Origin of the sequence: Spirosoma luteum DSM 19990, assembly GCF_000374065.1 — a bacterium.
In the GTDB taxonomy this organism is placed as follows: Bacteria; Bacteroidota; Bacteroidia; order Cytophagales; family Spirosomataceae; genus Spirosoma; species Spirosoma luteum.
In genome coordinates this window covers 1-11,744 of the sequence record NZ_KB893313.1, presented here as the reverse complement: position 1 = coordinate 11,744, position 11,744 = coordinate 1, and the positions used below count along the sequence as shown (strand labels likewise).

Genomic DNA, 11,744 nt, shown 5'->3' with positions numbered 1-11,744 from the left:
TGGTCAGCCAAACCAGCGTACTTTGACGGGAAGAGTATAAATTTGCCCCATGAGAAAACTGTTTATGCTTTTGTTTTTGACGGTGCTGGCCTGTTTCGAGTTGTCGACCACGGCTGTAGCTCAGTACAATAACTGGTCAGTTGGTTTCCGGCTGGGAGAACCATCGGGCATCAATGTGCGCAAGTATTTCGGCACCAATCACGCGTTCGACCTGAATATCGGTACCTACGGAGGCTTGTACGGGACGAAACGCAGTTACCGGACGGGCGAGTACAAAAGCGTTGGATTAACGATACAGGGTCATTATTTGTGGCACAAAGCCCTGACTAAAAGCGAAAGTATCCGGGGTTATTACGGCTTTGGGGGTCAGGTTAATAATCGCCGGTATTATCCCCCCCGGCTCAATGGTGATTACGAAAATGCCCTGTCCCTGGGTGGGTCGGGTGTTGCCGGTCTGGAAGTGTTTCCGGTGGGTAAACCCTATTCATTTTTCCTGGAAACCGGCGGATACGTCGAACTGCTGCAGGCACCATTTTTTCTCAGTCTAAATTCGGGCCTAGGGCTGAGGTATAACTTTTAAGAGAGGGTTTGCGGAATACCGTAAACCATATACTGACTACCAGGTCTCCGTACTATGTTCAAGATATACAGTTCTTCGGCGGGGTCGGGTAAAACCTACACGCTCACGAAAGAATACCTGAAACTGGCCCTGGGGCCGGGTGAGGGGAGGAAGGACGATTATTTTCAGCATATCCTGGCCGTTACGTTCACCAACGCAGCGGCCAACGAAATGAAGAACCGGATTCTGGAAAAGCTGTCTGAACTGGCTAATCGGGAGGAAAGTGCTTTACTGAACGACCTGCTCATGGAACTGTACGGCGTAACACCGGGTGACGCGTTGTTTGATGCCCGAAAAGCGGAACTACAGCGTAAAGCCGAAGCTGTTTTTAAAACTATCCTGCACCGCTACGCCGATTTTAGCGTAACCACCATCGACTCATTCACGCAACGGGTGGTGATGGCCTTCACCGATGAACTTGGCTTGCCGTACTCCTTTGAGGTAGAACTGGAAACTGATGAGGTGCTTGAACTGGCCATCGACAACCTGATTGAGAAAGCCGGTACCGACGAGATGGGGGAGATTACGACCATTTTGAGCGAGTACTATAACCACGTCGCCAGCGAAGGAAAAAGCTGGACGCAACTGCCTGAACTGCTCAAAGAGTTTGGTCGTAACCTAACCTCCGACCAGTTTTATGAGGCCGTCAATGCTGCTCAGGAACTCTCTCCGCACGACTTGCGCGCCATTCGGTTGCAGTTGATGGAACATAACCGAGGAATTGAAACAACCATCGTCGACCAGGGGAAGCGGGCCTGGAAACTGATTGCCGATGCCGGTCTGGACGAGACCGACTTCAGTTACGGAGCGAGTGGGGTAGGTGGCTATTTAAAAGGTATTGCGGAAGGAAACGCTGGAAAAGAAGCCGGCACGCGGGTATACAATGCCCTGAACAAAGGAGAATGGTACACGAAAAAAACGCCCCTCCCTGTTCAGTCCCTGATCAATAGCCTGACGGATGAACTGGGCAACTGCTTGGATCAGATCGAGGTCATCCGGGGGGAGAGCAGTCACCAGGTGGTACTGTTTAACTGCCTGTTGCCCCACCTTCAGAAACTATCCCTGCTCAAGCAGATGCGGCTGGAATTTGACGACCTGCTACGTAAGGATGGCCGGGTCCACATCTCGGAATTTAACAAAAAAATCCTGGCTATCGTGGCCTCAGAACCGGTACCGTTTCTGTACGAGCGGCTGGGAACCAAATACAATCATATCCTGATCGATGAGTTTCAGGATACCTCGCGCCTTCAGTTTGCCAACCTGTTGCCCCTCATTGAGAACTCGCTGGGTGGCGCTCATTTTAACCTGGCGGTGGGTGATGGCAAGCAGGCAATTTACCGGTTTCGGGGTGGCGACATGGATCAGATTGTGTCCCTGCACCGGCAGGACCTGGAAACGCTGAAAGGGACGCATAACCCCGGTTCCTGGACGGCCGACCGCATCGACATGCTGGATGGTCATCTGGAACCGGAATTGCTGGATACCAACTGGCGTAGCGCGGAACCCATCATCCGATTCAACAATACGTTCTTCGATTTTACCGCCCGGAAGTTTGAAGCCGACCATCCTAAACTGGCCGACGTGTTCGATGCCGAACAGCAGTTCCATCAGAAAACGCAGCCCAAAACAAATGTAGCGGGACACGTCCAGATCGACTTCGTGGCCAAGGATGAAGAGGCCGACAAAGATCTGACGGCCCGGATGCTCGAAACGACCATTGCGCATTTGAATAAAGCCATCGCTGATGGCTATCGCTACGGTGATGTGGCTATTCTGTGCCGCAAGAAATCCCACGCCCGGATACTGGCCAACGAATTGAATGCGCTGGGGATCCCACTGGTGTCGGCCGACTCACTATCACTGGAATTTTCTGACCCAGTAAAATGGCTCGTCACTCTCATGCGTTTGCTCCAGCGGCCCGACCTTCAACTGCTTCGCTACGAACTGCTGTACCTGTTTTACCGGGTTGTAAAGGGCATTTTCCCCGATGAAAACCTGACGGAAAAACTACAGGAGGTAGCAGAAGGTGATGTGCTGGATACCTACAACCACCTTACAGAAGCAGGTTATTCGCTCAATCCGTACGAACTGGGTCAACTAAACCCGTACGAACTGGCCGAGCGGCTGACGGCTCAGTTTGGATTATTCAATCAGGCTGAACATAACCCTTTCCTGTTCCGGTTTCTGGATGAAGTGCTGACGTTCAACCAGAAACGAAGTGGTCATCTGAGCGATTTTCTGGTATACTGGGATGGCGTTCGGGAAAAGATTTCGGTGGAAGGAAGTGCCCGAAATGCCGTTAATATCCAGACGATTCACAAATCGAAAGGGCTGGAGTTTCCGGTGGTCATCATTCCTTTTGCCAACTGGCGCGTGGAACCAATCAACGACAGTACCATCTGGCTCGACCTCAGTGGTATCCGTACGGATCTGCTCTCACACGAAAACAGCGCGGGGAAACTGACCCGGCTGCTGTCGGCCCCGGCCAATACAACAGGCACACTAAAAAATACACCGGCTCCGATAAAGGCGCAGTACGAAGAGGAACTGACCCGCACGTTCATCGAAAACATGAACCTGCTGTACGTGGCCTTCACCCGCCCGTCTGACCGGCTGTATGTCATAGCTAAGGCATCTCCATTCGAAAAACCGGGTAATCAGAAAGATGTCAGCTACTGGCTGCACGCATTCCTGCGGGACAGTGAGGTGGCCCGTAACTGCGGTTGCGCCTGGGAGGATGGCCGTCTGAGTTACGAGATAAGCCTGTGTGCTGACTCGTTTACACACCGTAAAATGGATGATGCCCCGGAGGAAATCATTCTGGACGACATTGTGAGTGGCAGCCGGGGGCAGGATTTGCAACTGCGCCGACAGGCGGACCGGATGTTCGATGTGGCGACGTTTGAACGCACCCGCGAACGGGATCGGAAACTGATGGCCGCCCTGAGTTTAATCAAAGGCCCCGACAGCATCGACCGGGTGTTGCAGCAACTGGTGAGCGAGGGGCTGGTTCGGAAAGTAGAATGGGCTGAATTGAGGCAGCGATTGTTATCCATCGTGCATCACCCAACGCTGTTACCTCTGTTTGACCCCGCACTTCGGATTGATACCGACCGCAGTATTTTAAGTCGGAAACGCATACACGGTGCCCCCCATCGGGTGGTGCATTACCCGGAAGGAAACATCGTTCTGGTGCAGTACGAGTCGGTGCCGCTGGCCGTTCCGGTGTCTCCACCCATGGCCGACGCATCGGACTCGTTGAAATATTTTAACAATCTGTACCGGGAAATGGGTTATCATGAAGTAGAGGGATACCTTGTCTACCTGACTGACGAGCCGGACGTAGTTCGGGTGGGTTAATAAATTATGAATGAAAACCGGGTCGCCGGAGCGATGATGAATGATAAATGGATTGTTGGAACAGGTATGCAACGCTCAGGTAAGCGGTTAGTAAATGCAGGAAAATTGAAACTTGTTTTACTATTCATCATTTATCATTCCTCGTTCATTACCGGCAACGCCCAGTCGCCCTACGCCCTAAAAACGGGTCGGGAATTAACCTGGCTGGGTGTTGGGGCTGTTACCTTAGGCACCTCGGCCGTGCTGCGAAACAACACTGATCCGCTCACGCCGACCGACGTACTGGCGCTAAGTCCGGCTAGTATCAATGCATTAGACCGGACAGCAACCGAGCGTTTTTCAGCGGGGGCCGCCCATCTGAGTGATGCAACGGCGGTTGGGAATGCCGGTATCCTGGGTGTGCTAACGCTCGTTGCCAGTCCCATGCGGCAGGACATCAAAACGATTGCCGTTATGTACATCGAAACGGTTTTTCTGGCTAATGGGGTAGAAGGCACAACAAAGGGCCTTACCCAGCGCGTCCGCCCATTCGTATATAATCCTGCCGTGCCCCTGGCAGACAAACTGAATCGGGATGCCCGGCTATCTTTTTTTTCGGGTCATGCGGCTAATGCGTTTGCCACGGCGGTATTCACGGGTGAAGTGTTCCGCCACTATTTCCCCCGATCGAAATTAAAGCCCGTCGTTTGGATTGGTTCGCTGGGGCTGGCCACGGCTACGGCGGTTTTACGCTACGAAGCTGGTAAGCATTACCCAACGGATTTACTGGCGGGAGCCGCGTTCGGCTCGCTGGTGGGTTGGGGAATCCCGAAACTGCACGAAGTAAAAAACAAAACCGAGTTGGGCCGCCGGCTCGACGTGCAGCCGTGGAGTACCGGGCAGGCCAATGGAATTTACCTGAGTCTGGCCGTGTTTTCACGTTAACTTTGGCGGCTAATTCAGCCTGTATTTATCTGAGTAATGACCAAAATTACCGAGCATATCAAGGCCGCAAACGGCAAACCTATTTTCTCCATTGAAGTGATTCCACCCATTAAAGGGGACAACCTGAAAAGCTTGCTCGACAATATCGAGCCGCTGATGGACTTCAAGCCGCCATTTATTGACGTTACCTACCACCGCGAAGAATACATCGAACGGCCAATGCCCGATGGAACGATTCAAAAAATTGTGACCCGCAAACGGCCCGGCACAGTGGGTATTTGTGCTGCCATCATGCATCGTTTCGGCGTTGATGCGGTACCGCACGTGCTGTGCGGAGGATTCAGCCGCGAGGAAACGGAAGATTTTCTTATCGACCTGCACTACCTCGGTATCGACAATGCCCTGGTATTACGGGGTGACCCCGCCAAACCCTTCACCACCTTCAAAGCGAAAGAAAACGGCTACACCTACGCCAGCGAACTGGTGGAGCAAGTGGCCAACATGAACCGGGGTGTTTATCTGCACGAAGAAGACACGGCACTCGCACCAAGTGCGTTCTGCATCGGCGTAGCGGCCTATCCCGAAAAACACTTCGAAGCTGCCGACCACGAAATAGATTTTCAGTACCTGAAACAGAAAATTGACAAAGGAGCGGACTACATCGTGACGCAGATGTTTTTTGACAATAAAAAGTACCTCGACTTTGTAGACCGCTGTCGGCAGGAGGGTATCACCGTACCCATCATCCCTGGTCTGAAACCCCTTAGCACTCGTAAGCAACTCCAGATACTCCCCAAATTATTCCACCTCGAAATGCCTGCCGACCTCGTTCGGGCAGTAGAAGCCTGCGAGAATGACCAGCAGGCCCGGCAGGTTGGGGTGGAGTGGTGTATTCAACAGGGCCGCGAGTTAGTGGCGGCTGGCGCACCGGTGCTTCACTTTTACACGATGGGCAAGGCCGATAACGTTATGAAGATTGCCCGCGAGTTATTTTAAGGGTAATGCCGTGAAGCGTAAGACGTATCATTAGTCAATAAGTCAGCCTGTACCCTAAAAGCAAAAATCCCGACTCACGAGTCGGGATTTTTGCTTTTAGAACTATTAATGCAACCCTACACGGTGTACATCCAGCCAAATTCATCGGCAATCTTGCCCGTACGCAAATCGCTGAGGTAATCTCTAACCCGAATAGCAACCGATTCTTCGGGGGCAAATTCAGGTAGCATATAATCTTTTCCCTCATACCCAATGAGTGAGTAGGGCGATGAGCCAACGGCCGTTCCGGCCCCGAACGCTTCGGTAACCCGACCCGTTTCTATACCAGTAATAATTTCTTCGATGGAGACCTTACGCTCTTCAACCTCCATGCCCCAACTGCGGGCAATTGTCAAAATTGAATCACGGGTAACGCCTTTCAAAATCGAATCGGATGTGGCGGGGGTCACTAATTTACCGTCAATGACGAACAGTATGTTCATTGTTCCCGACTCCTCAATGTACTTATGTTCAATGGCATCCGTCCAGATAAGCTGATCGTACCCCTGTTGCTGGGCCATCAGGGTAGGGTATAGCGAACCGCCATAATTACCCGCACATTTAGCGTAGCCTACTCCTCCCGGAGCCGAGCGGATGTACTCGGTTTCTACCTTTAGTTTAGGCGGGTTGGTATAGTAGGCACCCACCGGGCAGGTGAAAATGCAGAACCGATACGTTTTGGAAGGAGCCACACCTAAAAATGTATCCGTAGCGAACATGTAAGGACGGATGTACAGGGAACTATCGGGAGTACTCGGAACCCAGTTGGCATCCACGCGTAGCAGCGCATCCAGTCCACCCATAAATACATCTTCGGGCAGCGTAGCCATGCACATCCGGCGTGCTGACTCGTTCATCCGTTCAAAGTTGGCCTGCGGACGAAACAGCAGTACTTCACCCGTTTCGTTTTTGTAGGCTTTCATGCCTTCAAAAATAGACTGGCCATAATGTAGTGACGATAGAGCAGGGCTAAAGGTGAAATCCTCAAACGGCATCACCATTTGATTCCGCCATTCGCCATCCACGAAATCGGCTACAAACATGTGGTCCGAGAAATGTTTTCCGAAAGGCAGATGATTAAAGTCCACCTCCTGAAGGCGGGAGCGTTCCGCTTTCCGCAGTTCAATTTGCAATGCGTCCGTCGTCATAACAGCGTATAATTTAATGAGTCAGCCCGTGGAATAACAGGCTGGGACAAAGCTAAAGAATAAGCGTGAGTAAGTTTAGTTGTCAAGACAACTTTTTTTCAAGATTATATTTCTGGCTTCCAGATTACCTCTTCAGCCGTTAATTCCTGAGCCATCATCCTGCTGAGTACAAACAGGTAGTCGGAAAGCCGGTTAAGGTACTGGATAACCAGTTCATCTACGGGCGATTGATTATTCAGCAAAATAACCAGTCGCTCGGCCCGACGGCAAACCGTTCGGGCCAGGTGGCAGAAGGATACGGACTGATGCCCACCGGGCAACACAAATGCCCGAAGTCCAGGTAAATCCGCATCCATTGTGTCCATGGCCTGTTCAAGCAGGAACACATCGTCTGGTTTGATAGCAGGAAAGACTCTTTTTGTCGTTTTTTCGGGCATTCCCATTGCTCCGTCGCTCTGGTTCGGGTCAGTGGCTAATTCAGAGCCAATCGTAAACAGCCGGTCCTGAATTGCTTTCAGCAGATTTCTGCGTCCCGCATTCGCTGGCTGGTCGCGCACCAGCCCAATCCAGGCGTTCAACTCATCGACCGTTCCATAGGTATCAATGCGCAAATCGGCCTTGCTGACTCTCCTTCCACCAATGAGTGCCGTTTGTCCTTTGTCCCCCGTTTTTGTGTAAATCTTCATCGTGTTTTTAAACCAAAATGCTCAACAATTGGCTAAGCTAACGGATTTAAGGCAATCGGGCCGTACCTTTGCGCCCTGATTTGAAAACCCAGTAGTAATTCTTATAAAGTGAAACGGACTCCCCGGCAGGAACAACCCCTGGTCGGTCTCCCGGGGTCACTCATTCGCTTATCGCATTAATGAAAACAGGTACTTTTTTTGTCCGCGTATGGCGCATCGTGTCAATTCTCGGATTTATACTGTCGCTCTTCATCAGTTACATCGCTTATCCTGAATCGGTAGCGGTTCGGTTCGATGAATTGAACCGCGCGGTACAAACCATTGACCGTGAACTGATATTCTATCTGGCAACGGCTATGTTCATCATCAATAATACATTACTGAGAGCCGTGGCAAAACTGTTCGTGCGGGTTCCGATAAATAGCCTTCCTTCATTTGTCCAGGAGCGATGGGCTGTACATCGTTCGGAATTAAACGAGATTATAACCAATTGGTTTAGCGCGCTTGCCTCCGCAGTGAATACCGTGGCGGCACTCGGGTTGTTCGTGTTGTCGTCACTCAATCGGGGCGACCGCAGTATGCAGCCGTACGATTATGCCTGGTTGCTGCCCGTTACGATGGCTATTTTCATGGCTGTCCTGGTTTCTCTGCCCATCCGTTTGCTCCAGAAACCCAGTGAGGATGCCTAAAACAGATGAATTACTACTGAGTGAGTTTCAGTACAAGCTGCCCGATGAGCGGATTGCCCGATACCCATTGCCCCAGCGCGATGCGTCAAAACTGCTCATCTATCAAAACGGGGTAATTCGTCATGAGCAATTTCGGAACCTTCCTGATTTTCTTCCTTCTGCCAGTTTTCTGGTGTTTAACAACACGAAGGTTATCCCGGCGAGGTTGCATTTTACCAGATCAACCGGAGCCGTAATTGAGCTGTTCCTGCTAAATCCCTTTCCGAATGACCTGCCCATTAGTCAGGCAATGGAAGGTACTGGCTCGTCCATCTGGCAGGGAATGATTGGTAATAGAAAACGATGGAAGCCCGGTGAAGAAGTGCAGGCGGTAGTGCCAATGGGCCGGGGTGAAGTCTTACTATCGGCGACTTGGTATGATTACGATAAGTCCGTCGTTCAGTTGAGCTGGGAACCCGCCGATCTCACGTTTGCGCAGCTAATCCAGTACGCGGGCGAAATTCCGTTGCCACCCTACCTAAAGCGGGATGCGACGGATGCTGATAAGGAAAGCTACCAAACTATTTATTCAACCCAGGAAGGGGCCGTAGCCGCACCCACCGCCGGTTTGCATTTTACTCCTGCCATATTTGATGCACTGGATAGGCACGGCATAACATACGATTATTTAACATTACACGTAGGGGCTGGTACGTTTCAACCCATAAAGGCAAATGACGTTCGGCAGCATGAGATGCATACCGAGCAGGTCGTTTACACAAAAACAAACCTGCAAAATCTGCTTAATAACCTGGATAGGCTTATAGCCGTTGGGACAACATCCATGCGGGCACTGGAAAGTCTGTACTGGATAGGCGTCAAATTAGTATACAAGGAGACCAATCCGTTTTATCTGGACCAACAGTACGCTTATCAATGCCCACTGAATAGGCAACCAACGGCAGGGGAGTCAATAACAGCAGTTCTAGATTACTTACTGGCTACAGAAAAAGAGTCTGTTGCTGTTAGAACGGGTATTTACATCACGCCCGGCTATCAATTTAAGCTGTGCAAAGGCATTATTACTAACTTTCATCAACCTGGTTCAACGCTGATTCTGTTGATTGCCGCGTTGCTGGGTGACGACTGGAAGCGGATTTACGCAGAAGCCCTGGATCATGACTATCGCTTCCTAAGTTATGGCGACTCATCACTGCTTTTATCATAAACCACTAAGTTTGCAACTTAATAAGAGTTAGCCGAAGCGGAGTGAAGCCAATCGGTTTTACACCTTTTTGCTCTTTCACTACATATGAACTTTATCGAAGAACTGCGCTGGCGTGGCATGTTGAATGACATGACCCCCGGCACTGAAGAACAACTACAGAAGGAAATGACAGCGGGTTACATTGGATTCGACCCAACGGCCGCATCACTCCATATTGGTAACCTGGCTACCATCATGTTACTGGTTCACCTACAGCGGGCCGGTCATAAGCCGTTTGCTTTGGTGGGGGGGGCTACCGGAATGATTGGTGACCCATCCGGCAAAGCCGCCGAACGGGAATTCCTGTCTGAGGAGACACTCCGGCGTAATCAGGACGGAATTCGTCAGCAACTTAGCCGGTTTCTTGACTTCAGTGGTGGGAGTAACTCCGCCGAAATGGTCAACAACTACGACTGGTTCAAGGAAATTTCGTTCCTGGGCTTTCTTCGTGAAGCAGGTAAACACATAACCGTCAATTATATGATGGCGAAGGATTCGGTGAAAAAGCGGCTTGAAACAGGCATTTCCTTCACCGAATTCTCGTACCAGTTATTACAGGGCTACGATTTCTACTGGCTTTATAAGAATAAAGGTGTTCGCCTTCAGATGGGAGGTTCCGACCAATGGGGCAATATCACAACCGGTACCGAATTAATCCGACGGAAGGAAGCCGGCGAGAGTGCCAGCCAGGAGGACCACCTGGCGTTTGCCCTCACAACGCCCCTCGTTACTAAAGCAGATGGTACCAAGTTTGGTAAATCGGAGAGCGGTAATGTTTGGCTCGATCCAACTATGACGTCACCCTACCAGTTTTATCAATTCTGGCTCAACACGACCGATGCTGACTGTCCCCGCCTGATTCGGGTGTTTACGTTATTGCCCCGCGAGGAGATTGAAGAACTGGAAAGCCAGCATGCCGAAGCACCCCACCTGCGTATTCTACAGAAGGCCATTGCTAAAGAAGTGACTACCCGTGTTCACACACTGGCGGGCTACGAACTGGCCGTTAAAGCATCAGACGTGCTATTTGGCAAAGCAACGCTGGAAACTCTACGCTCCATTCAAGCCAATGAGTTTGATATTATTTTCGAAGGCGTACCGCAAACGGAGATTTCCCCGGAGGAATTGGCAACCAGTAAAGACATAACCGACCTCCTTTCAATAGCCAGCAGGGGAGAAGTGTATGCATCTAAGGGAGAAGCCCGACGGGCAATTACCCAAAATGCAGTTAGTATCAACAAAATAAAAGTAGCTGACCCTGCTTCTTCAGCTGAGCTGGAATGGCTTCAGGGGAAGTATGTACTTGTGTCGAAAGGAAAGAAAAATCACCTGCTGAAAAAAATTTAATTTTTGTAGTTGAAGTAAGTGGCTGATTATTGGCCACTTACTAACTAATCTTTGGGGTGGTTAAATTTATTTTTGGTAGGGCTCTTGACAAAGGGGTATAAAGTGGCTACCTTTGCATTCTGAAATCGGGGGAGGTAGAGGGAAATGGTCGGATAGTAGTCTGGCTGTCAAGCAGTTAAGGGTAACAATCTGAGAATCAGTACCAAAAATAAATTTCAGATTTTGCTTGACATCCGGGAAACAAAGCGTACCTTTGCACTCCCAATCACAGAGAAACACAGAAACAACGGTTTCACTTTCTCACTTCGGGCCGGCCAACGGGCCACCCGAAAAGTTCTTTGACAAACGGACAGCACAACAAAAAACGCAACTTTGTGATTTCGATCACCGGTTGAACAACATAGTCCCGCTTTCGGGCGGGACACAATTATTTACGATGGAGAGTTTGATCCTGGCTCAGGATGAACGCTAGCGGCAGGCCTAATACATGCAAGTCGAACGGAAGTAGCCCTCGGGCTGCTTTAGTGGCAAACGGGTGCGTAACGCGTAAGCAACCTGCCTTCTACTGGGGGATAGCCCGGCGAAAGCTGGGGTAAACCCGCACGGTCCCACCGAATCACCTGGTCTGGTGGGTAAACATTCATGGGTAGAAGAGGGGCTTGCGTCTGATTAGCTAGTTGGCGGGGTAAC

At 50.7% G+C, this 11,744-nt stretch carries 9 protein-coding genes and 1 rRNA gene; 8 read left to right on the top strand and 2 right to left on the bottom strand.

Features of this window, described 5'->3' with window-relative positions:
• Positions 1-49 precede the first annotated feature (49 nt).
• From B156_RS0127930 to metF, 4 genes are read left to right on the top strand one after another with little or no spacing between them, the layout of a single operon-like run.
• Positions 50-580: a hypothetical protein gene (locus tag B156_RS0127930; RefSeq protein WP_018623111.1), complete on the top strand. Its 531-nt coding sequence runs from the start codon at positions 50-52 to the stop codon at positions 578-580.
• Positions 581-634: 54 nt separating this feature from the next.
• Positions 635-3,979 carry a UvrD-helicase domain-containing protein gene (locus B156_RS0127925; RefSeq protein ID WP_018623110.1) on the top strand — a complete coding sequence of 1,115 codons (3,345 nt, stop codon included), beginning with the start codon at positions 635-637 and terminating at the stop codon, positions 3,977-3,979.
• Between the two features lie 6 nt (positions 3,980-3,985).
• On the top strand, positions 3,986-4,903 hold the full coding sequence (locus B156_RS0127920; protein WP_018623109.1) for a phosphatase PAP2 family protein: 918 nt from the start codon (positions 3,986-3,988) through the stop codon (positions 4,901-4,903).
• Between the two features lie 36 nt (positions 4,904-4,939).
• On the top strand, positions 4,940-5,899 hold the full coding sequence (metF, locus tag B156_RS0127915; protein WP_018623108.1) for a methylenetetrahydrofolate reductase [NAD(P)H]: 960 nt from the start codon (positions 4,940-4,942) through the stop codon (positions 5,897-5,899).
• A 116-nt stretch (positions 5,900-6,015) separates the two neighbouring features.
• On the opposite strand, the gene B156_RS0127910 is transcribed toward metF, so the two are convergent.
• Both B156_RS0127910 and B156_RS0127905 read right to left on the bottom strand, forming a co-directional pair.
• On the bottom strand, positions 6,016-7,086 hold the full coding sequence (locus B156_RS0127910; protein WP_018623107.1) for a branched-chain amino acid aminotransferase: 1,071 nt from the start codon (positions 7,084-7,086) through the stop codon (positions 6,016-6,018).
• A 104-nt stretch (positions 7,087-7,190) separates the two neighbouring features.
• The gene (locus tag B156_RS0127905) at positions 7,191-7,772 is read right to left on the bottom strand and encodes a cob(I)yrinic acid a,c-diamide adenosyltransferase (RefSeq protein ID WP_018623106.1); all 582 of its coding nucleotides are present in this window, start codon (positions 7,770-7,772) and stop codon (positions 7,191-7,193) included.
• Positions 7,773-7,951: 179 nt separating this feature from the next.
• On the opposite strand from B156_RS0127905, the gene B156_RS0127900 reads away from it, so the two are divergent.
• From B156_RS0127900 to B156_RS0127885, 4 genes are all read left to right on the top strand, one after another.
• Positions 7,952-8,461, top strand: a complete 510-nt coding sequence (locus B156_RS0127900) for a hypothetical protein (protein ID WP_018623105.1) — start codon at positions 7,952-7,954, stop codon at positions 8,459-8,461.
• Positions 8,454-9,668, top strand: coding sequence for an S-adenosylmethionine:tRNA ribosyltransferase-isomerase (locus B156_RS0127895; protein ID WP_018623104.1), 1,215 nt, complete (start codon positions 8,454-8,456; stop codon positions 9,666-9,668). The genes B156_RS0127900 and B156_RS0127895 overlap by 8 nt, the downstream gene beginning before the upstream one ends.
• 84 nt (positions 9,669-9,752) lie before the next feature.
• On the top strand, positions 9,753-11,054 hold the full coding sequence (gene tyrS, locus B156_RS0127890; protein WP_018623103.1) for a tyrosine--tRNA ligase: 1,302 nt from the start codon (positions 9,753-9,755) through the stop codon (positions 11,052-11,054).
• A gap of 433 nt (positions 11,055-11,487) precedes the next feature.
• Positions 11,488-11,744: ribosomal RNA gene (locus B156_RS0127885) — 16S ribosomal RNA — on the top strand; the annotation flags it as partial.

Coding starts and splice junctions, on each gene's coding strand:
- B156_RS0127905 (WP_018623106.1), bottom strand. CDS start 7,772: ATGAAGATTTACACAAAAACGGGGGACAAAGGACAAACGGCACTCATT.
- B156_RS0127930 (WP_018623111.1), top strand. CDS start 50: ATGAGAAAACTGTTTATGCTTTTGTTTTTGACGGTGCTGGCCTGTTTC.
- B156_RS0127920 (WP_018623109.1), top strand. CDS start 3,986: ATGAATGAAAACCGGGTCGCCGGAGCGATGATGAATGATAAATGGATT.
- tyrS (WP_018623103.1), top strand. CDS start 9,753: ATGAACTTTATCGAAGAACTGCGCTGGCGTGGCATGTTGAATGACATG.
- B156_RS0127900 (WP_018623105.1), top strand. CDS start 7,952: ATGAAAACAGGTACTTTTTTTGTCCGCGTATGGCGCATCGTGTCAATT.
- metF (WP_018623108.1), top strand. CDS start 4,940: ATGACCAAAATTACCGAGCATATCAAGGCCGCAAACGGCAAACCTATT.
- B156_RS0127895 (WP_018623104.1), top strand. CDS start 8,454: ATGCCTAAAACAGATGAATTACTACTGAGTGAGTTTCAGTACAAGCTG.
- B156_RS0127910 (WP_018623107.1), bottom strand. CDS start 7,086: ATGACGACGGACGCATTGCAAATTGAACTGCGGAAAGCGGAACGCTCC.
- B156_RS0127925 (WP_018623110.1), top strand. CDS start 635: ATGTTCAAGATATACAGTTCTTCGGCGGGGTCGGGTAAAACCTACACG.